This is a genomic window from Tardiphaga sp. 768_D3_N2_1 (assembly GCF_052076105.1).
Lineage (GTDB): Bacteria > Pseudomonadota > Alphaproteobacteria > Rhizobiales > Xanthobacteraceae > Tardiphaga.
Genome location: NZ_CP197245.1, coordinates 694,317 through 717,718, shown reverse-complemented (window position 1 = coordinate 717,718; position 23,402 = coordinate 694,317). Strand labels below are relative to the sequence as shown.

19 protein-coding genes are annotated in these 23,402 nt (G+C 61.3%); 10 read left to right on the top strand and 9 right to left on the bottom strand.

The features are described from left to right. Positions 1-77: 77 nt before the first annotated feature. Together AB8A27_RS03390 and AB8A27_RS03385 are read left to right on the top strand one after the other, a co-directional pair. On the top strand, positions 78-1,316 hold the full coding sequence (locus tag AB8A27_RS03390; protein ID WP_441240678.1) for an MFS transporter: 1,239 nt from the start codon (positions 78-80) through the stop codon (positions 1,314-1,316). Positions 1,317-1,462: 146 nt separating this feature from the next. Continuing rightward, positions 1,463-3,442: an oleate hydratase gene (locus tag AB8A27_RS03385; protein WP_441240677.1), complete on the top strand. Its 1,980-nt coding sequence runs from the start codon at positions 1,463-1,465 to the stop codon at positions 3,440-3,442. Positions 3,443-3,582: 140 nt separating this feature from the next. Here AB8A27_RS03385 and AB8A27_RS03380 read toward each other — a convergent pair whose 3' ends face one another. Together AB8A27_RS03380 and AB8A27_RS03375 are read right to left on the bottom strand one after the other, a co-directional pair. After that, positions 3,583-4,806 carry an LON peptidase substrate-binding domain-containing protein gene (locus tag AB8A27_RS03380; protein WP_441240676.1) on the bottom strand — a complete coding sequence of 408 codons (1,224 nt, stop codon included), beginning with the start codon at positions 4,804-4,806 and terminating at the stop codon, positions 3,583-3,585. Positions 4,807-5,027: 221 nt separating this feature from the next. Beyond that, positions 5,028-6,344, bottom strand: coding sequence for an ActS/PrrB/RegB family redox-sensitive histidine kinase (locus AB8A27_RS03375; RefSeq protein ID WP_089262725.1), 1,317 nt, complete (start codon positions 6,342-6,344; stop codon positions 5,028-5,030). Positions 6,345-6,453: 109 nt separating this feature from the next. Between AB8A27_RS03375 and AB8A27_RS03370 the strand changes: the two genes are divergently transcribed. From AB8A27_RS03370 to AB8A27_RS03355, 4 genes are all read left to right on the top strand, one after another. Next, positions 6,454-7,248, top strand: a complete 795-nt coding sequence (locus AB8A27_RS03370) for an ABC transporter ATP-binding protein (RefSeq protein ID WP_441240675.1) — start codon at positions 6,454-6,456, stop codon at positions 7,246-7,248. Beyond that, positions 7,245-8,063, top strand: a complete 819-nt coding sequence (locus tag AB8A27_RS03365) for an ABC transporter permease (protein ID WP_441240674.1) — start codon at positions 7,245-7,247, stop codon at positions 8,061-8,063. Before AB8A27_RS03370 ends, AB8A27_RS03365 begins: the two co-directional genes overlap by 4 nt. A 136-nt stretch (positions 8,064-8,199) precedes the next feature. Beyond that, on the top strand, positions 8,200-9,525 hold the full coding sequence (locus AB8A27_RS03360; RefSeq protein ID WP_441240673.1) for a polyhydroxyalkanoate depolymerase: 1,326 nt from the start codon (positions 8,200-8,202) through the stop codon (positions 9,523-9,525). Positions 9,526-9,816: 291 nt separating this feature from the next. Continuing rightward, on the top strand, positions 9,817-10,653 hold the full coding sequence (locus AB8A27_RS03355; protein WP_441240672.1) for a M48 family metallopeptidase: 837 nt from the start codon (positions 9,817-9,819) through the stop codon (positions 10,651-10,653). A gap of 54 nt (positions 10,654-10,707) precedes the next feature. Here AB8A27_RS03355 and AB8A27_RS03350 read toward each other — a convergent pair whose 3' ends face one another. After that, positions 10,708-12,984, bottom strand: coding sequence for a transglycosylase domain-containing protein (locus tag AB8A27_RS03350; RefSeq protein ID WP_441240671.1), 2,277 nt, complete (start codon positions 12,982-12,984; stop codon positions 10,708-10,710). Between the two features lie 898 nt (positions 12,985-13,882). Between AB8A27_RS03350 and AB8A27_RS03345 the strand changes: the two genes are divergently transcribed. Together AB8A27_RS03345 and AB8A27_RS03340 are read left to right on the top strand one after the other, a co-directional pair. Then, complete coding sequence (locus tag AB8A27_RS03345; protein ID WP_441240670.1) at positions 13,883-15,019, top strand: DUF4062 domain-containing protein; 1,137 nt, start codon at positions 13,883-13,885, stop codon at positions 15,017-15,019. Positions 15,020-15,278: 259 nt separating this feature from the next. Further along, positions 15,279-15,641, top strand: a complete 363-nt coding sequence (locus AB8A27_RS03340; protein ID WP_441240669.1) for a hypothetical protein — start codon at positions 15,279-15,281, stop codon at positions 15,639-15,641. Positions 15,642-15,808: 167 nt separating this feature from the next. Here AB8A27_RS03340 and AB8A27_RS03335 read toward each other — a convergent pair whose 3' ends face one another. The 3 genes from AB8A27_RS03335 to AB8A27_RS03325 all read right to left on the bottom strand — a co-directional run bounded on the left by AB8A27_RS03335 (position 15,809) and on the right by AB8A27_RS03325 (position 19,668). After that, a complete protein-coding gene (locus AB8A27_RS03335; RefSeq protein ID WP_441240668.1) occupies positions 15,809-17,032 on the bottom strand; it encodes an ABC transporter substrate-binding protein in 1,224 nt (407 codons plus the stop codon). A gap of 358 nt (positions 17,033-17,390) precedes the next feature. Then, a complete protein-coding gene (locus tag AB8A27_RS03330) occupies positions 17,391-17,756 on the bottom strand; it encodes a DUF1304 domain-containing protein (RefSeq protein WP_439094971.1) in 366 nt (121 codons plus the stop codon). 181 nt (positions 17,757-17,937) lie between these two features. Further along, positions 17,938-19,668, bottom strand: coding sequence for an EAL domain-containing protein (locus AB8A27_RS03325; protein WP_441240667.1), 1,731 nt, complete (start codon positions 19,666-19,668; stop codon positions 17,938-17,940). A 231-nt stretch (positions 19,669-19,899) separates the two neighbouring features. On the opposite strand from AB8A27_RS03325, the gene AB8A27_RS03320 reads away from it, so the two are divergent. Continuing rightward, entirely contained in the window at positions 19,900-20,226 is a 327-nt protein-coding gene (locus AB8A27_RS03320) for a hypothetical protein (protein ID WP_441240666.1), read from the top strand. Positions 20,227-20,287: 61 nt separating this feature from the next. Here AB8A27_RS03320 and AB8A27_RS03315 read toward each other — a convergent pair whose 3' ends face one another. The 3 genes from AB8A27_RS03315 to mtgA form a co-directional block, all read right to left on the bottom strand. Next, positions 20,288-20,971, bottom strand: coding sequence for a hypothetical protein (locus AB8A27_RS03315; RefSeq protein WP_441240665.1), 684 nt, complete (start codon positions 20,969-20,971; stop codon positions 20,288-20,290). Between the two features lie 276 nt (positions 20,972-21,247). Continuing rightward, complete coding sequence (gene rpmF, locus AB8A27_RS03310) at positions 21,248-21,433, bottom strand: 50S ribosomal protein L32 (protein WP_068732923.1); 186 nt, start codon at positions 21,431-21,433, stop codon at positions 21,248-21,250. Positions 21,434-21,645: 212 nt separating this feature from the next. After that, entirely contained in the window at positions 21,646-22,305 is a 660-nt protein-coding gene (gene mtgA / locus AB8A27_RS03305; RefSeq protein WP_441240664.1) for a monofunctional biosynthetic peptidoglycan transglycosylase, read from the bottom strand. Positions 22,306-22,473: 168 nt separating this feature from the next. Between mtgA and AB8A27_RS03300 the strand changes: the two genes are divergently transcribed. Then, positions 22,474-23,400, top strand: coding sequence for a polyprenyl synthetase family protein (locus AB8A27_RS03300; RefSeq protein WP_092139854.1), 927 nt, complete (start codon positions 22,474-22,476; stop codon positions 23,398-23,400). Positions 23,401-23,402 lie beyond the last annotated feature (2 nt).

Sequence of the window (23,402 nt, the reverse complement as noted above, 5' to 3'; positions counted from 1 at the left end):
TGCCACAGGGTGGTCGCCATAGTCGCACCGAACAAAGGCCCCGGGATGAACCGGGCCACATCCGGGCGGATTTCCCCATGATCGACACAGCTACCCCAGAGTTTCACGACGATGCGCGCGCACACTCCAATGTGATCAGGCTGGCGGCAGCGCAGGCGCTTGGCGGTGCCAATTCCGCAGTCATCTTCGCAACAGGCGCCATCGTCGGCGCAACGCTGTCGCCGAGCGCGTCGCTCGCCACGGTGCCGATCTCGGTCTATGTCGTCGGCCTTGCCTGTGGGACGCTGCCGGTCGGCATGATCTCCCGCGCCTATGGTCGCCGCGTCGCCTTCATCGTCGGCAGCGGCGCAGGAGCACTTTGCGGTGCGCTCGGTGCCATCGCGATTCTGAAAGCGTCGTTCGCCCTGTTCTGCTGCGCGACATTCTTCGGCGGCTTCTATGGTGCTGTCGCGCAGTCCTATCGGTTCGCGGCGGCAGATGGCGCCAGCCCGGCCTATCGCCCGAAAGCTGTCTCCTGGGTGATGGCTGGTGGCGTGTTCGCCGGCGTGCTTGGCCCGCAGCTCGTGCAATGGACGATGGATATCTGGTCGCCCTATCTGTTTGCTGCGAGCTTCGCAGCACAGGCGGTGGTCGCCCTGATTGCGATGGCCTTGCTCTCCACAGTGGATGCGCCGAGGCCCGCGCCTGCGGACATGCATGGTGGCAGACCGTTGCTTGAGATCGTAAGGCAGCCACGCTTCATCGCAGCCGCAATTTGTGGCGTGGTGTCCTATTCCATGATGAATCTGGTGATGACCTCGGCTCCGCTGGCGATGAAGCTTTGCGGGCTCACGCTGAGCGATTCCAATTTCGGCCTGCAGTGGCACATAGTGGCGATGTATGGTCCGAGCTTCTTCACCGGATCGCTGATCGCACGCTTCGGCGCGTCGAAGGTCGTGGCTGCAGGTCTGGCGCTGGAAGCAATCGCCGCGGTGATTGGCATTGCCGGCATCAGCGCGATGCATTTCTGGGTCTGTCTCGTCGTGCTCGGTCTCGGCTGGAACTTCGGCTTCATTGGCGCCTCTGCGCTGGTGCTGGAGACCCATCGGCCGCAGGAGCGCAACAAGGTGCAGGCCTTCAACGACTTCCTGGTGTTTGGTCTGATGGCCGTGGGGTCATTCTCGTCCGGCCAGTTGCTGGCGAATTACGGCTGGTCCACGGTCAATGCTGTGGTTTTCCCGCCGGTCATTCTCGGTCTGGTGGCGCTGGTGACGGCGGGTTTCGTCAAGCGCCGCGCGGTGCAGCAGGCTGCGGCGGTTCCCGATCCTGCGGTCTAGTCAGTTTACTGCGACGCGACTGTCCTGGTCGGCTACACAATGACGTGTGATGGCTCGTTCTTTGACGCATATCAAACGACATCGGCAACACGACACTGTCTAAATGAGATTCCCTGATTACCGATCAATCAGAAGCAAGGAAGATCATGTCCGACAAGAGTTCCACCCCACCGCAACGCCAGTCAGTCAAACCGGAAATCGAGGCTGATGCCGGAAAGGCGTTCTGGCGTAAGGGCCCCAAGGACACACTGCCGCCGCCTGATACGATGGGGCCGTATATGCGTAACCGGCCCCTGCCGGTGAGGTCGGTCAAAGGACGCAAGGCGTGGATCATCGGGAGCGGTATCGCCGGAATGGCCGCAGCCTTCTACATGATCCGCGACGGACAGATGAAGGGCGAGGATATCACGATCCTCGATGCCATGGACATCACCGGCGGTTCGCTCGACGGCGCCGGCAACGGGGAAGAGGGCTACATCATCCGCGGCGGCCGCGAGATGAACTGGAATTATGACAATTTCTGGGATCTCTTCCAAGATGTGCCTGCGCTGGAATTGCCCGCAGGCTACAGCGTGCTCGACGAATATCGGCTGGTGAACGACAACGATCCAAATTGGTCGAAGTCCCGCCTGATGCACAAGCAGGGCGAGATTCGCGATTTCGCTACGCTTGGCCTCAGCAGGGCGCATCAGTGGGAAATCATCAAGCTGCTACTCAAGCGCAAGGAAGATCTCGACGACATCACCATTGCTGATTATTTCAGCGCGAGTTTTCTGGAGACGAACTTCTGGTATCTCTGGCGCTCAATGTTCGCGTTCGAGAACTGGCAGAGCCTGCTGGAAGTGAAGCTCTACATGCACCGCTTCCTCGATGCGATCGACGGCCTGACCGACATGTCGGCGCTCGTTTTCCCGAAGTACAATCAGTATGACAGTTTCGTCGTGCCGCTTACTCAGCTCCTCGAGGAGAAGGGCGTGCAGGTGCGTTTCAACACCCGCGCCTATGATCTCGATATGACCGAGACCGACGGCACGCGCACTGTCACGGCCATTCGCTGCAAGGTGGACGGACAGGACGAGACAATCGCGCTCGGCCCCGACGATGTGGTATTCGCGCTGACCGGTTCGATGACCGAAGGAACAGCCTATGGCGACATGGACACGGCGCCAGATTTGAAGCGCGGTCCCGGATTGCCCGGCCCGGACAGTGACTGGGCGCTGTGGATCAACCTTGCGAAGAAGTCACCGGTGTTCGGCAAGCCCGAGAAATTCTGCGGCAATGCTGCGGGTTCGATGTGGGAATCGGCGACGCTCACCTGCAAACCATCGCCGCTGGTCGACAAGCTCAAGGAGCTGTCGGTCAACGATCCCTATTCGGGCAAGACGGTGACCGGCGGCATCATCACTTTCACCGATTCCAACTGGGTGATGAGCTTTACCTGCAACCGCCAGCCGCATTTTCCGACCCAGCCCGACGATGTCCTCGTGCTGTGGGTCTATGCGCTCCTGATGGACAAGGAGGGCAACTATATCAGGAAGCCGATGCCCGAATGCACCGGCCGCGAGATCCTGGCGGAGCTTTGCCATCACCTCGGGATAATCGACCGGATCGGCGAGATCGCCGCGGCCACCAAGGTCCGCACGGCGCTGATGCCCTTTATTACCGCGCAGTTCATGCCTCGTGCGGCGGGCGACCGCCCGCGCGTGGTGCCCGAGGGATGCAGTAATCTCGCGTTGCTCGGACAATTCGTCGAGACCAGCAACGATATCATCTTCACGATGGAAGCTTCGGTGCGCACGGCTCGGATCGGAGTGTACACGCTGCTCGGTCTGCCCAAGCAGGTGGCCGACATTAGTCCGACGCAATACGACATCCGCAACCTTCTCAAGGGGGCGAGGGCGCTCAACAACAACGAAGCGTTCCCTGGAGAGAGGTTGCTGCATCGTCTGCTCGACAGGACCTATTTCGCCCATGTCCTGCCGCCCCTGCCGGAAAGGGAGGAGACGCTGCGCGAACGCGCGGAAGGCGAATTGTCCGGCCTTCTCGGCAAAGGCAGCGACGCGTTCGGTGCCCTTGCCCGATGGCTCGACCGCTTCCGTGACGGAATTAAAGACAAGGCAAGCTAGTCGCGATGCAGGAGGCTGCGGCGTTTGCCGATCCTGCGGTCTAACCAGAGCGCATCACACACACTCTCTCCCGCCGGCCGGGCGATCACCATCGCCCAAGCCGGCATTTGTGAACGACACTCTGGGAAGTCCAGACATCGTCAGACCGACCCTGTGTTTCCAGTGATCGAGGCAGTCACCAGCTTCTGGGTGACGCCTTGCCCGCTCAGCAGGCGGACAGCCGGACTTCTTGTTTCGGGAAAGATGGCCAGCAGGATGTTTGACCCTTTCACTTCAGACCAGCCAAGCTCCTGCGCGTGAATCGCAGCACGCTGAGACACACGCACGAATGCCGCCGTCGGCTGACCATTCTTGCCGGTTTCGGTCGTCAGATTTTTCAGTTCCTTGTCGAGGTAGCGGATCAGGTCGGCTTTCAAGGTGTTGAAGTCGGCATTGCAATGCCGCAGCACTGCTGCGGCATCGGCATCATCGACCAGTGCAAGTAACAGGTGCTCCAACGTTGCATATTGATGGCCTCTCTGGTCGGCATATTCGATAGCGCGTCGCCGCGTCGCGTGAAGCGCGGATGAAAGCGGCAGCGTCGACAGGTCGATAAGAGCATCGGCGCTCTTGAGCCTCTTTACAGGGTCGAGAGTCGCTAGCAGCTTCTGCTTTTCGCTGATCGGCAGGACGATATGCGAGGCGATGACGTCGGCGACCCGTCCGGGATCGAGGGTTCTCTCCAGCGGCGGCCAAATCGGTGGCATGCGCATGTCGTGAGCCGAAACGTAGCTCTCGAACCGCTTGACTGCCCGCTGGATCAGTTCGGGCTCATCAGGAATAGGACCCTCCCTCACGCCTGCAACATCGGCTTTATAAGAGCCGGTCTCGCCTACGAAGCGCTGGATCATGACGCGTTGACGTCCCTGTGCCAAAACCCTGAGTGTGCCGTCATCAAGCCTTTGAACTTCAAGCAACTGGGCGAGAACGCCAATGTCGTAGATGTCCTCGAAGCCAGGTTCGTCGACAGTTTCGTTCTTTTGAATAGCGAGCACGACCTCCCGCTGTCGCTCGAAGGCATCTTTCAGAGCGAGTATGGTTTTCTCCCGTCCGACAAAAAGCGGGTAGGTCGTTGTCGGGAATGGAACGAGATCTCTCAGCGGAATGGCCGGGTAGCTTGATATTCCGGTTTGAAGCTTGATAGTCGGCGTTTCTGGCGAAGTTCGACCGACCTGCAGCATCGCCGACAAAGTATTCCAGTCAGCGACACCTAATATTCTCGATATCAGCTCCAGGCTTTCGCTGTGACTGATCGTGACGGCTTTGGTGATGAGGTTTTCGCGCAGGGTCTGCGCCATAGCCTTTGCATCGCGAAAATCGCGCATCTGTTGCGTCCTTTGCATGAGCGAACCAGGAGGCATCAGGTGGTTGCGTTGCTGACCCGGTCGCTCGGACAAAGGGTGTCGGCAAAGGAAGTGATACGTTCACCGTCCCATTCAGGGCGCAACCGGCAGGTCGTATCAACCAAGGTAAAATTGGCTCAAAGGCGTCGAGCTGTCAATGAGGTGCAATTGTCGGCTGCGTTCACGCGGTAGTGAGACTTGTATCAGTCGACATCAGCCAACTGGTCCGCAGTCTCGAACGCGTCGCGCGGCCACGAGATCTGCACCACCGCGCCGTGATCCGGAAAGACACGATTGCTGAAAGTGACTCTGGCGCCTGTGCGCTCCAGCAGCGTGCGTGCGATGAACACGCCGAGGCCGAGGCCGCGATGTTCGCCCTCCTCGGCGGGCCGCCGGCGCGACAGATAGGGCTCGCCGATCCGCTTCAGCAGGTCCGGCGGAATGCCCGGACCATCGTCCGAGATCGAGATCACGATACTTTCCGCATTCCACCAGGCGTTCACCTCGACCTGCTCCCGTGCGAAATCGACCGCATTCTCTAGAATATTGCCGACGCCGTAAAGGATCGCCGGATTGCGCATGCCCGCCGGTTCGGGCGCGTTGGCGACAGCGATACGTATCTTGATGGCAATGCCAAAGTCGCGGTGCGGCGCCACGGCCTCCTCGATCAGCTGCGAGAGCGGCATGCGGTCGAATGGTGCCCCGCTCGAATTCAACTGCGTGATCTTGGACAGAATCTCGCGGCAGCGTTGCGCTTGCTCGCGGACAGTCTTGAGGTCGTCGGCGAGCTCCGGGTTGTTGTGAATGTTCTTCTCAAGCTCCCGGGAGATCAGGAAAATGGTCGAGAGCGGCGTCCCCAATTCATGCGCGGCAGCGGCGGCGAGGCCGTCGATCTGGGTCAAATGCTGCTCGCGCGTCAGCACCAGCTCGGTGGCGGCGAGCGCGTCCGAAAGCTTGCGGGCTTCCTCGGTGACCTGAAACGCATAGAGGCTGGTGACGCCGATGGCGGTCAGGATCGAGAACCAGACGCCGAGCAGATAGATCTGCGGGAGCACCAGCGGCTCCGCCGAGTCCCACGGCAGCGGCAGGTGAAAGAAGGCCAGCACGGTGGCAGAGGCCGCGGCGAGAACGCCAAGCGCGATGGTGAATCGCGTCGGCAGTGCGGTCGCCGAGATCAGCACCGGCGCCAGAAACAGGAACGAGAACGGATTCTGCAATCCGCCGGTGCAATAGAGGAGGCCCGCGAGCTCGATGATATTGAGCGCGAGGAGGGCGGCAGCGAAGAGCGGTTCCAGCCGGTGGACCGGGTTGAACAGCGTCTGCAGAACGAGATTGAGGGTCGCCGACAGGCCGATGATCGTGACGCAGGGGATGATGGCGACGTCGTATTCAAGGCCCTGGACCACGACAAAGATCGCCGCCAACTGGCCGAGCGCCGCGAGCCAGCGTAGCCGCAGGATCGTGTCGAGGCGAACATAGCGGCGCGGCTGGCGGAAGTCGGAGGCGGAAATATCGGTCATATCAGGACATTAGACGTACCGGGCGATGACCACAAACCCAGGTGGGCTGCGGCCACTTGAAGCGCCCAAGCTTGCCTTCCCGGCCACAATGCCGCATGGAACGGCCGCAATGACGATTGAAGACATCAAGTCAGGTCATGCGGCGACGGTCGATCGCAACGCGTCGGCGGCGATCGACGTCGCGCATCTCGTCAAACTCTACAAGACCAACCTCGCGGTGGACGACATCTCGTTCAGGATCGCGCGCGGCAGCATTACCGGCCTGCTCGGTGGCAATGGCGCTGGCAAGACCACCACCATCGCCATGATCATGGGGCTGACGCTGCCGACCTCGGGGAAGGTTTCGGTGCTCGGTTGTGCGATGCCGGCGCAATCAGCCGAAGTGCTCGGCCGGATGAATTTTGAAAGCCCCTATGTCGACATGCCGATGCGGCTCACGGTCCGGCAAAACCTCACCGTGTTCGGAAAGCTCTATGCCGTGCGGGATCTCAAGGACCGCATCGCGCAACTGGCTGAAGATCTCGACCTCACCGAATTTCTCGACCGCGCCAGCGGCAAGCTCTCCGCAGGCCAGAAAACCCGTGTTGCGCTGGCCAAGGCGCTGATCAACGAGCCGGAGCTGCTGCTGCTTGATGAGCCAACAGCCTCGCTCGACCCGGATACGGCCGACTGGATCAGGCGACATATCGAGACCTATCGCAAGGGCCACAACGCCACGATTCTCCTGGCCTCGCACAACATGCTGGAAGTCGAGCGGCTATGCGACCGCGTCATCATCATGAAGAAAGGCCGCATCGAGGACGACGACAGCCCGGAGCAGATTCTGCTGCGCTATAATCGCACGACGCTGGAAGAGGTGTTCCTCGATGTCGCGCGTGGCCGCGACCGGGAGCAGGCACCATGAGCCTCGTGGAGCGGTCACACGGCATTGCCATGCATCGCATCAATGCGATGGTGCTGCGCTACTGGTATCTGCTGGTGTCGTCTTGGCCGCGGATGCTGGAACTGATCTATTGGCCGGCGCTGCAGATCATCACCTGGGGCTTCCTGCAGAACTACATCTCGCAGAATGCCGGGTTCTTCGCCCAGGCGGGCGGCACGCTGATCGGCGCGGTGATCCTGTGGGACATCCTGTTTCGCGGCCAGCTTGGCTTCTCCATCTCCTTCCTCGAGGAAATGTGGGCGCGCAATCTCGGTAATCTGATGATGAGCCCGCTGAAGCCGATCGAGTTTCTGATCTCGCTGATGATCATGAGCCTGATCCGCCTCGCCATCGGCATCGTCCCGATGGTGGCCCTCGCCATCATGTTCTTCGAATTCAACCTGTTCGCCTTCGGCCTGCCGCTGATCGCCTTCTTCTGCAATCTGATCTTCACCAGCTGGTCGCTCGGTATCTTCGTGTCCGGTCTGGTGCTGCGCTACGGCCTTGGCGCCGAGAGCATCGTCTGGACTCTGATGTTCGGGCTGATGCCGCTGGCCTGCGTCTATTATCCTGTCTCGGTGCTGCCGGCGTGGCTGCAATATATCGCCTGGGCCTTGCCACCGACCTATGTGTTCGAGGGCATGCGGGCGCTGCTGTTCGATCACACCTTCCGCGCCGACCTGATGCTCACCGCGCTGGCGATCAACGTGGTGCTGTTTATTGTGTCATTCGCGATATTTCTTGGGCTTTTGAACAGCGCCAGGCGCGCCGGATCACTGATTTCCGGCGGCGAATAAGACCATTTATCAAGGGATAACCGCCGTTTTTACCGCCAATGGCCTGAAAGCCGTGCGTGCGGCGCATTGACGCTTTCTTACGCAGACACCAGTATATACTGCAGTGCGAAAGCAGACGCCAATCAAGTGAGGACAGATGCCGATAGGTGAATTTGGCAGGCCGCCAGCCCTGCCGTCGGAGACGAGCCCGGCTCTGACCACCCCGATGTACTGGATGTATGAGATGGCCTACGCGGCGCTCAATCCGGCGCGCGCGATGACAGACGCTACCAGGATGCTGTTTCAGAATCCGCTGAATCCGTTCTCGCGAACCGAATTCGGCAAGTCGGTGACGGCGGGTTGCGAATTGTTCGAGCGCACCACACGCCGCTACGGCAAGCCGGAATGGGGTCTCCACGATACCGAAGTGAACGGCGTTCGCACGCCGGTCGAGATCCGCTCGGTGTGGGAAAAACCGTTCTGCCGCCTGCTGTATTTCGATCGCAAGCATCCGCGTCCGCTGCGCGCACCGCAGCCGCGCGTGTTGATCGTGGCGCCGATGTCCGGTCACTACGCGACATTGCTGCGTGGTACCGTCGAAGCCTTCCTGCCGACCCATGATGTCTACATCACCGACTGGTCGGATGCGCGTCAGGTGCCGCTGGCCGCGGGCCGTTTCGATCTCGAAGACTACATCGACTATGTGATCGAGATGTTCCACGTGCTCGGTGGCAACGTCCATGTGCTCGCTGTCTGTCAGCCCGCAGTGCCGGTGCTCGCCGCCGTCTCCGTGATGGAAGCCGACAACGATCCCTACGTGCCTGTTTCGATGACGCTGATGGGCGGGCCGATCGATACACGCCGCAATCCAACCGCCGTGAACAATCTGGCCGCGGAAAAAGGCATCGACTGGTTCCGCAATAACGTCATCACCAAGGTGCCATTCCCGCATCCGGGCGTGATGCGCGACGTTTATCCGGGATTCCTGCAGCTGAACGGCTTCATCAGCATGAATCTCGACCGCCACATGGATGCGCACAAGAAGCTGTTTGAGAACCTCGTGAAGGGCGATGGCGACCTCGTCGACAAACATCGCGACTTCTACGACGAATATCTGGCGGTGATGGATCTGACCGCAGAGTATTACCTGCAAACGGTCGACACCGTGTTCGTCAAACACGCACTGCCGAAGGGCGAGATGACCCATCGCGGCAAGCCTGTTGATCCCTCAAAGGTCGTCAATGTTGCGCTGATGACCGTCGAAGGCGAGAACGACGACATCTCGGGTCTCGGTCAGACCGAAGCGACGCATATGTTGTGCAGTTCGATCCCTGACGATCGTCGTGTGCATTACGTTCAGAAGGGCGTTGGGCACTACGGCGTGTTCAATGGATCGCGATTCAAATCTGAAATCGTGCCGCGTGTATCTGACTTCATGCTGAGTGCAGCGAACGGACGGCATCGCGCCGCCGCTGCAGAGTGATTCACTACAAGCGCATGCGATGATGATACATCGTCATCGCATGCGCGCGATCAACATCGCTGAATCAAAAACAGTGTCGTTGAAATGCGCGATGATCGCGTATGAGTTGCGATGGCGCGCTTTCTAAGCCCTTGAAAACAGGCATGGAAACCGGATTTTCCGCCTATTTCTAGCAGCGGTGCGCGATTCACTCTTAGATTCCGAAGTTCAACGTTCTTTTGAATCAGGATTCCTGTTCCGGACCCCATCCGGTAGGGGACAAATCGCCTTTTGACCCCGTATATTGGGCAAATGATTTGTTTTTGCGCCGAGCAATTCCCGTGGCGGCGGTTATGGCAGAATCCGGTCGATCTACTGACGACCGGGACTACTGACATGGCCTTCCGCGCACTTCTCTATCGCCGCCCCACCGAACCAGACACGCTTGCCGTCAAACACGGCTCCCAGATCTTCGCCATACGCCTGCGCAGGCACCGCCGTGCGACGCGTTATACGCTGCGCATTCATCCGAGCGAGCGCGAAGCCATCCTGACCATGCCGCCGCGTGGGTCATTGACCGATGCGAAGGACTTCGCACAGCGTCACGGCGCCTGGATCGCCGCGCGTCTCGGTCGTTTGCCGAAGGCTGCACCATTCGAACACGGCACGACAGTTCCGCTGCGGGGAACTCCGCATCGAATCGTGCACCGTGCAGGGCGGGGGACGGTGTGGACCGAGACCCGCGACAACGGCGAGAAGATCATCTGCGTCGCCGGTGATGTCGAGCATATGGACCGACGTATCCACGATTTCCTCAAGCGCGAAGCCAAGGCCGATCTCGTCAAGGCATCGAACCGCTATGCGGCGCAGCTGAACGTCAAGGTGAAGCGGATCTCGATCCGCGATCAGTCGAGCCGCTGGGGGTCCTGCACCACCGAGGGATCGCTGTCGTTCTCATGGCGTCTGATCCTCGCGCCGCCCTTCGTGCTGGACTATCTCGCGGCCCATGAAGTCGGGCATCTCGTCGAGATGAACCACTCGGTGAAGTTCTGGCGCGTGGTCGGGCGCATCTGCCCGGCGACCGAACGCGCCAAGGCCTGGCTCGATACCCATGGCAACGACCTGCATCGCTTCGGCGTGCAGGACTGAGCTCTTGGTCCCGGCCGCGGTGCTGTGCATCGCGTGTCCGGGACGGCCCGCTCACTATCTCCCGAACAACCGCTCCGTCAGCCAACCATCCAGTCCGCTCGCGGCTTCCGGCCGCACGTTTTGCTGTGGCTGCTGGCGCGCGGCGGGGTAGTTGGTTTGCGTCGGTGCCGGCGGCTGCGGGCGATAGCCGTTATAGACGGGCGCGCTCGGCACATAGCCGCGTTCTGGCGGCGCTGATGGCGGCGGCGCGCTCGATCCCGGCAGCAGGCTCGACAGTGCCTGGCCGATCGGATTGTTGCTGAACGAATTCGACGGCGCGAGACCTGGCACGGGCTGCGGCTGCAGGCCCTGATGCGCCGTCTTCATGAAGCGCGACCAGATCTCCACGGGCAGTCCGCCGCCGGTCGCCTTCTTGGTCGGCGAATTGTCGTCATTGCCGAGCCAGACGCCGGTGACGAGCTGCGAGGTGTAGCCGATGAACCAGGCGTCGCGGAAATCCTGGCTGGTGCCGGTCTTGCCCGCGGCGAACCAGCCCGGCAGTTCAGCCTTCTTGGCGCTGCCGGACAAGATCGTCTGCTGCATCATCGTGTTCATGGCAGCCACGGCGCGGGCATCGATCACCTGGCTCGCCGTCTCCGCCGGCCGCGTATACAGCGTCTTCTTTTTGCCTTCCACCGTGCGGATGCGGTTCACCACATGGGGTGACACGCCGAGGCCGCCATTGGCGAAGGGCGCATAGGCGCCGACCAGTTCGGTCATCGACACTTCGGAGGTGCCGAGCGCGATCGAGGCATTGGCTTCCAGTTTCGAGGCGATGCCCAGCCGATGCGCCGTGCGCACGACATTCTGCGGGCCGACCTCGAGGCCGAGCCGCACGGCCACCGTGTTCAGCGACATCGCCAGCGCCTGGGTCAGCGTCACCGAGCCGAAATATTCGTGGGTGTAGTTCTCCGGCTTCCAGCCCTTGATGTCGATCGGCGCGTCCTGGCGGATCGTTTCCGGCGTCAGCCCCGCCTCGATGGCGGTGAGATAGACGAAGGGCTTGAAGCTCGATCCCGGCTGGCGCTTCGCGGTCACCGCGCGGTTGAACTGGCTGTCGGAGTAATTTCTGCCGCCGACCATGGCGCGGACCGAGCCGTCCGGCGTCATCGCCACCAGCGCGCCCTGCGTCACGTTGAACTTCACACTCTTGGCCGCCAGTTCGTCGATGATGGCGGCTTCGGCGACGCTTTGCAGCTTGGGATCGATGGTGGTCTCGACAATGATGCTCTCGTCGACCTGGCCGACGAGATCGTCCAGCACTTCGCCGATCCAGTCGGCGACATAATTCACCGTGCCGGCGCCGACCGGCTTGACGTTGTATTGCGGCGCGCCTGTTGCGCCCTTGGCCTGCGCAGCCGTGATGAATTCGGCATCCTGCATCGCCGCCAGCACGACCTTGGCGCGGGCCTCCGCGCCTTCCGGATTGCGGTTCGGCGCGAGGCGCGACGGCGACTTCACGAGCCCCGCCAGCATCGCCGCTTCCGCCACCGTGACGTTCTTGGCGGGCTTGCCGAAGTACTTTTGGGCCGCTGCTTCCACGCCGTAGGCGCCGGAGCCGAAATAGACGCGGTTGAGATAGAGTTCGAGGATCTCGGCCTTGGAATGCTTGCGCTCCAGCCAGAACGCCAGCTCCACTTCCTGTAGCTTGCGCGCCATGGTGCGGTCCTGCGTCAGGAACAGGTTCTTGGCGAGCTGCTGCGTCAGCGTCGAGCCGCCCTGCGACACGCCGCGATGCATCAGGTTGGTCGCCGCCGCGCGCGCGATGCCGATCGGGTCGACGCCGTAATGCGAATAGAACCGCCGGTCTTCAATCGCGATGAACGCCTTCGGCAGATAGGGCGGCAGATCCTTCAGCGACACATTGGCGCCGGCCTGTTCGCCGCGCGTCGCCAGCACCGTGCCGTCCATGCCGACGATCTGGATCGTCGGCGGGCGCTTGGGAATTTCCAAAGATTGAATCGGCGGCAGATGTGCGCCGACATAGATCACGACGCCGACAATGGCGATCGCCGCCCACAGGCCGAGCACCGCGCCCCAGTAGAACAGCCGCTTGATGCCTTTGCCGAAGCCGCCGGAGCTGCGCGCCTTGCTCGATGTTCTCGATTTGCGCGGCTTTTCGCCGCCGCCGTCTGAGCTTTCGCGTTTCGGCGCCTGTTTCGGCGCTTTCTTCGGCCGGTCATCGCCGCCGCCGGGCACGCGATCATCCGCCGTGAGGCGCAGATCGGACAGCGCCGCGCCGAGCCCGAATGTCGGCTCCTTGCGCCCGCTTTTCTTCTTGCCCCACGCCATACGCAAACACCACGCCACCCGATACCGCGAGCCTAGCGGCCGCGGTTTAAGGGGCGGTTACGCAGAAGTTAACGTAAGGCAAACGCGGTTCCATGGTTGGGGGCATTGATGCCGTGATGCGTACTGTTGCTGTGCGGAATGTTGCACACGATGGCTCCACAAACTCCGCTGTCGTCCCCGCGAAGGCGGGGACCCATAACCTCCGAGTTCGTGTTGTGCGCAGACAGGCATGACGATCTCGCCCTAACTATCTCTGCCCGTGTGTATGGATCCCCGCCTTCGCGGGGATGACAGCAGAGCGCCGGGCATCGGCATTGCGCAACACACGCACCTTGCCTCTCGGCCTCACGCACCGCTTCACCTGTCAAACAGCCACGTCCTGAAAAGGGAAAATCTCGTCACCGCCCACGCGCCGTCCGTATCGCGCCTTTGGCGCAAAGCGGGTGGGCCGGTTTGCCCCCTCGAAAGGTGAGGGGGATGACGCGCCGAAAGGCGCAACTTCAACATTCTCGCGTGCCGCTCGGACTTTGCGAAAGCCCTTGCGATCCGCGCATCGCCTTTCGGCGCGCCATCGCGGCTTTTCTGTTCGAGGGACCGCGCTTCCGGGTACTGGGCAGGACTAATAAGTCCTCTGTTCCGGACAGGCTTTCGCCTGCCTTCACCCGCACCCGTCCAGCCGTTTCCGGCGGAGCCCCGTAGTGGGCCCGGACGGTGACCCCCGACCTCCCGAGTCCGTGCTTGCGAGGCACGTCCGCAGGCGCCGCATCCAAACTCCACTTCGAAAGCGCCCTCGAGAAGCGCCCCTCGTGAGTAGGACGAAGAGGAATATAGTCTAGGCTTCGATTCTTGTCAACGAGTAGTTGTGCTTAGCTTCGCAGGCCAAAGAATCATGTAGTTATTGGCTTCAATTTTGAAAATCAGTTTCGGCGAGGAAGCGGTGAAGAAAAAATTGCAAGTTTTTGTCTCAAGCACTTTTTCGGATCTAATTGACGAGCGGCAAGCAGCAGTTACTGCGATTCTGAAGGCCGGCCACATCCCAGCTGGGATGGAGCTGTTTACTGCTGGCGATAAATCTCAGATGAACACTATCGAGCGTTGGATCGACGAAAGTGACGTTTACATGCTGATTTTGGGAGGTCGGTATGGCTCAATCGAGCCTGCGACTGGATTGAGCTATACTGAGCTCGAATACGACTACGCGCGAACAAACGGCAAGCCGTCGTTCGCAGTAGTGATAAAGGATGAAGCTCTTGATCTGAAGGTAAAAGAATTCGGGAGAGACGTTATTGAGAACCAGAATCCCAAAGAGCTTAAGCAGTTTCGAGACAAGGTTCTTGGAAATATATCTTCGTTTTTCTCAGACGCGAAGGATATCAAGCTTTGTGTCTATGAGAGCCTATCTGATTTCGCAGTTGATCCCGCTCTCAAGGGGTGGATCGCGGCAGACGAAGTTGAGGATAGCAAGGCGCTGAGCGAGGAGTTGAGGAAGGCGCGAGAAGAAAATACTGCCCTTCTTGAGACTATTCGCATCTTGCGACTTGCCGCCGCAAAGAAGCCGGAGCCCGATGGAGAATCGCACGCTGAGCTAACTAAAATTCTTACAGCAATCGAAATAAAAATCCCGGCCAAACTAAACGATGGCAAGAATGAGGTTACTACTGATCTGTTCAATGTTAGCTATGGAAACAGAGACACTCTGATAAATGGCGTGACAAATCAAATTAACTCGTCCGACGTGTCAAACTTCTACTATTTTAATGTGTTTCCAAAGCTTCAGGCATACGGGCTTGCTGACAACGAGAAGGTGCCGGGAGTTCGCTACAGGAGAAGCTTCCTTAATAAGACTGGGCAAAAATTTTTCGCGGAGGCCGAGCGGTTGATTTTGCTTGCCAAAATGAGCAAAAAAGATGTCGCTCCTGTTTCTCCTGAAGCTAATACGAAAGCCTCGGCACCAGTGGAAAAGACTGTGACAGATACAGCCCTACATGGGGATACGGAGAAAAAGCCGATTACCAATGCCAAGAAGAAATCATAGAGTTGATGGTCTGTTTTATTTCAGCGCATAGGCCGGGTTAATCTGGCCGTTACAGGCGAACACGCGTAATCGGTCATCACAGAATGATGGCAATTGGGGACCTGTGAGCTCTACGAAATTCATGTCGCAGGCATGACTCGTAGCCTATTAGCCTCACTCTATCGCCCCATTCCTTTCACCTCGCCGCCACCTCGTCTCCAGACCTTCCGCACACTTCCCCGCTACTGCTTTGCTCCTTCCCAACCGGAAAGGACCAACCATGCGCATCATGACAGCGACGGCCCTTGCGGCCATTCTCTCGCTCGGCACGCCGGGTTTCGTGCTCGCACAGGGAGCTGCGACCCAGGCTGAAAAAGCGCCGGCCAAATCCGGCGAGCGGACCAGCGCCAAGATTTCCAGCATCCAGGTAGTGGATGTGAAGCAATTGCCGGATGCGGTGAAGGCGCAGGTCGAGGAGGTCGTGTCGAAGTCCAGCGAGGAGGACCTGAAGGCGCTGCGCGCCTCGATCGATGCCTCGCCGGCGGCGGCCAATGCGCTCAAGGAAAAGGGCATTAGTTCGGCGCAGGTGGTGGCGATCAATATCGCCGACGGCGTGCTGACGATGTTTGCGAAGATGGCGTAGGATCGCGATGCGGTGCTTGCGTCAGACGCCTCTAGCACACGCACCAAACTCTCGTCATGGCCGGGCTTGTCCCGGCCATCCACGTCTTATGTGCTCTGTGCCCAAGACGTGGATGCCCGGCACAAGGCCGGGCATGACGGCGTTTCTGATACTGATGACGGCGTGTGCTAACCCGCCGAGTCATCCTCGATGATCGGGCCGAACAGTTCCCAGCGCTCGCCGTTGAAGCGCTGCATCTGCAGCTGCTTGTTGACGCGGTAATCGGTGGGCGAGGTGGAGAGCCGCATGCCGGGCAAGTGAAGGTCGGTTTCGAGCCCGGACAGGCTGGTGGCCTGCTTCATCACATTGGCGCGGGTGAGGTCGTCGCCGCAGCGCTTCAGCACCTCCACCATGAGTTGGGCATTGCCGTAGCCATAGGTGTTGAAGTTCGAGTTCTTGTCGCCGTCGGGATAGTATTTGTCCATGAAGGCCATGTAGCGCTTCATGCCGGCGTCGTCCTTCCATTGCGGGTCCAGCGGGTCCTTGCCGTAATTGGTCGAGATGAGGCCCTTGGAATTGTCGAGTCCCGCGGGCACCAGCACCGCGCCCACCGAAGTCGCATTGATGTCGACGATGTGGACCGGTTTCCAGCCGAGATCAGCCACCTTCTTGATGGCCTGGGCGGCGAATTTCGGCGTCGAGGCGTTGAACAAGAGGTCGGCGCCGGAGGACTTCAGCTTGACGATCTGCGAGTCGATGGTCGGGTCGGCGAGCTCATAGGACGCCTCCGAGACGATCATCGACGCGGCCTTGTCGCCGAGCCCGGCCTTCATGCCGGTGAGATAGTCGCGGCCGAGATCGTCGTTCTGCCACAGGATGGCGATCTTGGCTGTCGGATAGTTCTTCAGGATGTATTTGGCGTAGATCCGGCCTTCGGTCTGGTAGTTGGGATTGTAGCCCATGGTCCAGGGGAAGTTCTTCGGATCGGTGAAGCGCGTGGCACCGGTGGCGGCGAACAGTTGCGGCACACCCTTGGTGTTGAGATATTTCTGCACGCCGGCATTGGACGGCGTGCCGATGATCTGGAAGGTCAGCAGCACCTCGTCGCTCTCGACGAGCTTGCGCACCTGCTCCACGGCCTTGGGCGGCGAATAGGCGTCGTCATACTGGATCAGGTTGATCTTGCGGCCATTGATGCCGCCCTGCTCGTTGACCATCTTGAAATAAGCGAGCTGCGTCTTGGCGATCGACGAATAGGCCGATGCGGGGCCGGAGAATGGCACGGTCTGGCCGATCTTGATCTCGGTGTCGGTGGCGCCGGGATCGTATTTCTTCTGCGCCATGGCCGATGTGGCGGATAGCGCGGTCGCCAGCACAGACGTGGCGACCCAATGAAGAAGCGTAGTTCTCATGTCGTTGCCTTCCCTGATGATATGTCACTCGACAGTCGTTCCCCTCCGGGCGCCGTCGTTAGCAGGGAGTGTGAGGCAAGGATTTCGCGTTGGCAAGGCGAGGAGATAGGCACTTCCCTTAACCTCTCCCCACTCTTTGTGGGGAGAGGTCGTCGCGCCTTCGCGGCGGGTAAGGGGCAGCGCGCTGTCGTCGCCGCGAATACTGACGATGAGGGGCGTTTCGCGGTGTGATCCGGGAATGTCGGATGGTGGCAGGCCGAGTGCTGTGCCCCTCATCTCACCCTTCTCCCCGCCTAGCGAAGCTTCGCTTCGCCCGAGAACGGAGAGAAGGAGCGCACCGGCGCGTGTCGCAGCTAAGTCACTTCGCCAGCCACAACACGATCAGCGCCAGCGCTGCCGGCGCGGCCTGCACATAAAGAATGCGCTTGCTCACCGTTGCTGCGCCATAGGCGCCGGCCACGATCACGCAGAGCAGGAAGAATGCCTTGATCTGGAATGCAAAGGCTGGCGCGGAATGCAGCAGGCCCCAGATCAGACCGGCGGCGAGGAAGCCGTTATAGAGGCCCTGATTGGCGGCGAGCACCGCGGTGATCTCGGCTTTCTCTGGCGTGTTCCTGAAGGTCTTCAGGCCCTGCGGCTTCTGCCAGAGAAACATTTCCAGCACGAGAAAATAGATGTGCAGCGCAGCGACCAGCGCGGTCAGAAGATTACCGATGAATGTCATGTGTCCCCCGTGTTCATTCCCTCTCCCCGCTTGCGGGGAGAGGGTGGCGTGACGAGCGTAGCTCGTCGCGACGGGTGAGGGGGAGTCAGAGTTTTGCTCTCAGGCTCCCCCTCACCCGCCTTCCACATGCTGCGCATGTGAAAGTCGACCTCTCCCCGCAAGCGGGGCGAGGTAAGAACGGTCACCCCACCGCCGGCTTCGGCAATGGCGCCGGGTCCAGCCACGGGCGCGCGGATGACGCGAGGCCGGTGAGGCGGCCCTGAATGTAGTCGCAGCCCCAGTCGCGCAGCATCACGGCGGAGGTTTCGTCCTGCACCCATTCGGCGACGGTCTTGATGTTCAGCCGGTGGCAGAGATCGATCAGGGTCTGCACGAAAGCACGGTCGTCGGCGGAATGCGCGATGTTCTGCACGAAGGCGCCGTCGATCTTGACGATGTCCACGCCGAGCTTGCGGAGGTTGCGGAACGAGGTGTAGCCGGCGCCGAAATCGTCGATGGCGATGCGGCTGCCGAAATTCTTCAGCCGCGTGACGAAGCCGCGAACGTCGTCGAGGTCATGGATGGCCACGGTCTCGGTGATCTCGACGATCAGCCGCTGCGCGACGCCGGGATGCGCACGCATCATCGACTCGATGGAGGTCCACCAGTCCGGGTCCATCGTCGTGTCGGGCGAAATGTTCAGCGACAGCTGTACATCCGGTGCGGCGGCGAGTTCGGCGACGACGAGTTCGAGCACCCGGTGATCGACCAGCCGGATCAGGCCGAGCTTCTCGGCCACCGGCACGATGTCCGGCGCCAGCAGCAACTGTCCGTCATCCTGTTTCATGCGCACCAGCGCTTCATAGAAAGCGGGCGTGCGACTGTCGGCATGCATCACGGGCTCGAAGGCGGTGACGATGCGGCGCTCGTTCAGCGCAGTGACGATCTCGTCGGTGACGCGGATATTGACGCGGCGCTGCGTATCGCGCTCCACATTCGGCCGCCACATGGCAAATGAGCCATGGCGCCGGCGCTTGGCGCCATCGAGCGTTTCCTGCGCGCGGTTGACGGCTTCGTTGACGTTCTGCGCATAGCGGGGAACGCTGACGGCGCCGATGGTGGCGGTCGCGGAGACCGGGCCGGACTGTGTCGGGATGATCTCGTCGCGAATGCCGGACAGGAAGCGTTCTGCGGCGACCGTGGCATCGTCAACGGTGCAGTTCTTCAGGATCAGGCCGAACTTGTTGCCGGAGAAACGTCCCATCACGTCGCCGCCGCGCAGCCGCAGGCGAATCCGCTTGGCGATCTCGACGATCACTTCATCGGCGATATCGAAGCCGAAAGCGTCGTTGATCCGCGCCAGATGATCGATGCCGATCAGCATGAAGGCAAAGGACGAGCGAAAGCGTGTCGCTTCCTCGATGGCTTCCGCGAGGGATGCCAGAAGATGCGTGCGATTGAGCTCGCCGGTGACGGGATCGTGCTGCGCGAGTTTCAGCAGTTGTTCGTCGCGGGCATGGCGTTCGTTGTTGATGCGGACGACGCCTTCGACACGTACCGCCTTGCCATCGGTATCGGCGCGGCAGTTGCCGCTTTCCTCGAGCCACAGCACGGCGGCGGCGGTGGAGGCGCGTAGTCCGTATTCGATCCGGTAGGTGCCGCCGCCGGAAGCGAGTGCCTTGGCCAGCGCCTCGGTGCGAATGCTGCGCTGCGGCTCAATGAGAGTCGCCAGTTCGGCGCCGCTGGCGATGGTCGCGGCGGGAATGTCGGTGAAGATCGCGCTCGCCTGATCAGTCCAGGTGATCCGGTCGCTGGCGATGTCCCAGATGAAGGCGGCCTGGCCGAGTGCGGCCAGAATCTCTGCTGCCTGCGGCTCGGAAGCGCGACCTGCCTTTGAGGAAGAATCGGCGCTCTGGGAAACAGCGGATGTCAAAGTCGCCTCGTTTTGGGACGCCGTCGGGTGATTCGCCCCCCGACAATACGGCTCAGATCGCCACAATCGTTAGTCAAAGTTCCTAAAGTCTTAAGAAAGCGTAGCCGGGCAGGCCTTCGCAGGCCTGATCAGGCCCGGATTTACCTTGTGGAGAGCAGCGGCACGACCCTTGCGACGCAGAGGGCGGAGGGGCAACCCTCGTCCCGAATTGAGACGCGAGCGCCGTTAACGATGTCGATTTCCGCGACCCGAGCTTACCCCACGACACCGCATCCGATGCGGCGCGCGGGCGATTTCGTGGTCGAAAAGGAGTCGGCAGGCATCGAGAGCGTTGCGCTGACGCGGCTTGAGCCGGTGCAGCATACTGCGCCGGTGTCGTCGCGCGTGGCACGGCCCGACGCATCCTTCATTGCGCATCTGATCGCGACGGCCGAACAGGCGCCGCAAACGCGGGTGCTGCGCCGCGCGGATGTTGCCGATGTCGAAGCGGCCTATCGGGCGGTGGCGAAGGTGAATGTTGCGGGACCGGCGATCAACCGCACGCAGCGCGTAATCTGACGCGAGACTTTTCGCTGTCGTCCCCGCTTTCGCGCGGACGGCGGACTGAGGGATTTGTCGCTTACGCCTTCGGCTTGTTGTCCGGCGCGACACCACCCGGCTGCAAATCCGGTGATGTGATCTGCGGCGACGTATGCGCCACGACTTCCGGCGGGACCGGGGTCGCTTCAAGCTTCGGCTCGATCCGTTCGACCTTCTCGATCCTGGGCTCGGTACGATCGGTCAGCACCGCTTCGGCGACAGAGGTTGCGGCCGGAACGGGAGCGGGCGGAGGCGTCGGAGCGACCGGCGCCGGTGCGGGCTCATGGCGCGGAGCCGGTTCGGCGCGAACGGGTTCGGGTGCATAGACCGGCGCGGCGACGCGGCGCGGACGGCGGGCGCGCAGCGAGATGCCGGCGAGGAAATCCACCATCGCTGTCAGGGTGATCAGGAAGAAGGTCGCGTTGCCGAATTTCGGCAGCATCACGAATTCGGCGGCGGCTGCGCCGAACACCAGCAGCGACAGGAAATGGTCGGTGAAATATTTCGGCGCCGGACGGGCGGCGCGCATCACTTCGAGCCACAGCAACAGAATGCTGAGCGCAACGAGCAGGTCGTTGAGCGTCACCATCCAGATGTCCTTGGACACCAGCGTGATCGGGAAGAGGGGAATCGGGCCCGACAGCGCGAGGTCGGGCATCAGGAAGACGATGATGTTGCAGATCGCCACCGGAATCAGCAGCAGCGGGAAACCGATCGACGCCATCGAAGGCCTTCTTTGCGAGCGAGAGAACCAGAACGCATGTGGGTGATGCAGGACATCACCAAAGTGATGACATCACCGGGGTGACGCGGGAGGGCATCACCGGGACAACGCATTAGCTCCAGAGTTGGAGCGAATTCGGGCGGAAGACCAGTTCAGAATTATTGTCTGAACAGCTTTCTCGACTTGCCCGCTGGCGCTTCGACCCGCCTGATCCGGACCTTACGTGGATGAGCGAAGGCGGCGCCACCTGATATGGCGCTGCCCTCCATCCAGTGGTCAGGATTCCTTCTTCACCTTCAGAACCTGACGACCCTTGTACATGCCGGTCTTCAGGTCGAGGTGGTGCGGACGGCGCAGTTCGCCGGAGTCCTTGTCCTCGACATAGGTCGGGGTCTTGAGCGCGTCAGCCGAGCGACGCATGCCACGCCGCGACGGCGATGTTTTTCTTCTCGGAACGGCCATAGGAAAAGTCCTTGGGTTTTGGCAGATGGTTTCGATCGGCGCCCGGTATCGGGCGGCCAGCACGGAACGCGCGGGCAAAATCGCTGATAAGGCCGGGCTTATAACGGAATGACGACGCGATGGCTAGGGCGGGGCGGGGGGAATTTTCGAGGAAATTCGGCCCTAAACTCGTCGTTCCGGGGCGCGGGAACCCGGAACGACGAGTTTGGGTCTCACCAGCACCGCTGCAACTCCGCCGCCTGCGCCCGGGCCATATAGGTTGCCGCCAGACGCCGCACCCCTGGCCCCGGTGTCCGGGCGCTACGGGTGACCGGATTGGGCAGGATCGCCGCCAGAAGCGCCGCTTCCCGGGCGGACAGGCTGGAGGCCGGCCGATTGAAGGCATATTCGGCCCCGGCCTGGGCGCCAAATTGCCCGGACGGGCCCATTTCGGCGATATTCAGGTAGATTTCCAGAATCCGCTGTTTCGATAGAACCAGATCGACCCACAGGGCCAGCGGGATCTCGAGGCCCTTGCGGATCACGCTGCGGCCCGGCCACAGGAACAGGTTTTTCGCCACCTGCTGGGTGATGGTGGAACCGCCGCCCGAGACTTCGCCGTCCTGGGCGTCCTCGATGGCGTTTTGCAGGGAAGCCCAGTCGATTCCGCGATGGCTGCAGAATTTGGCGTCTTCGGATGCGACCACGCTGCGCGGCAGGGCCGGCGACATGGCCTTGAGATCAACCCAGGTCCGCTGCACGGGGGAACCGGAGATCCAGCGCCATGCCATCAGCGCCGAAATCGGCCGGCCGACGGCATAAAGCGGCGTCAGCAGATAGGGCAATAAGACGAGCAGGATTCCGATCAGGATGAGGCGGCGGATGAGGCGCAAGAGGGGCGTTTCCGGTCGGAGCTATACCGCTGATCAAGCGGGCTTTCTGAGCCTTTTTCAAGCCGGTTAAGCTTGCCGCGACCAATCGCGGCGGGACGCCGCAGGCGCAATTGACGTGGCCTTTGCCATAGAGGATTGTCCGGCCAAATTGTTCTGGAGCTATTCTTAATGTCGACCGGTGCTTCCACCAAAGATTTTGCCTCGCGCCTGGACCAGACCGCGGACGATACCGAAGCCGTACTGACCAAGGTGCTCGCCGATGGCGTGCTGCCCGATGAAATCGCCCGGCCGAAGCGGCTGATGGATGCGATGCGTTATTCTTCGCTCGGTGGCGGCAAGCGGCTGCGCCCGTTCCTGGTGGTCGAGAGCGCTGCGGTATTCGGCGTGCACCGCGAGCAGGCGCTGCTGGTTGGCGCTGCCCTCGAATGCATCCACTGCTATTCGCTGATTCATGACGACCTGCCGGCGATGGACAATAGCGACCTGCGCCGCGGCCGTCCGACCCTGCACAAGGCCACCGACGATGCTACCGCGATCCTCGCCGGTGACGCGCTTTTGACGCTCGCTTTCGACATCGTCACCCGCGATGAAATTCATTCGGATGCGACGGTGCGCCTGCTGCTGACCCGAGCCCTCGCCCGCTGCGCCGGTCTCGGCGGCATGGTTGGCGGCCAGATGCTCGATCTCGCCGGCGAAGGCCGCTTCGGCGACAAGGAGCCGGTGGACGTCGCGCGTGTTCAGCAGATGAAGACCGGTGCGCTGCTGCGTTACGGCGTCATCGCCGGCGCGCTGCTCGGCCAGGCCACGCCGAAGGAATACAAGGCGCTCGACGATTACGGCCGTGCGCTCGGCGAAGCCTTCCAGATCGCCGACGATCTGCTGGACGTCGAAGCCGATGCCGCGACCCTCGGCAAGCCGGCTGGCGCCGATGCCGTGCTCAACAAAACGACCTTCGTGACGCAGCTCGGTGTCGCCGGCGCGAAGAAGCGCGTCGCCGATCTGATCGCCACCGCTGACGCATCGCTGTCGATCTTCGGCAACAAGGGCGACGTGCTGCGCGCCGCTGCCCGCTTCGTGGCCGAGCGCAAGAACTAAGG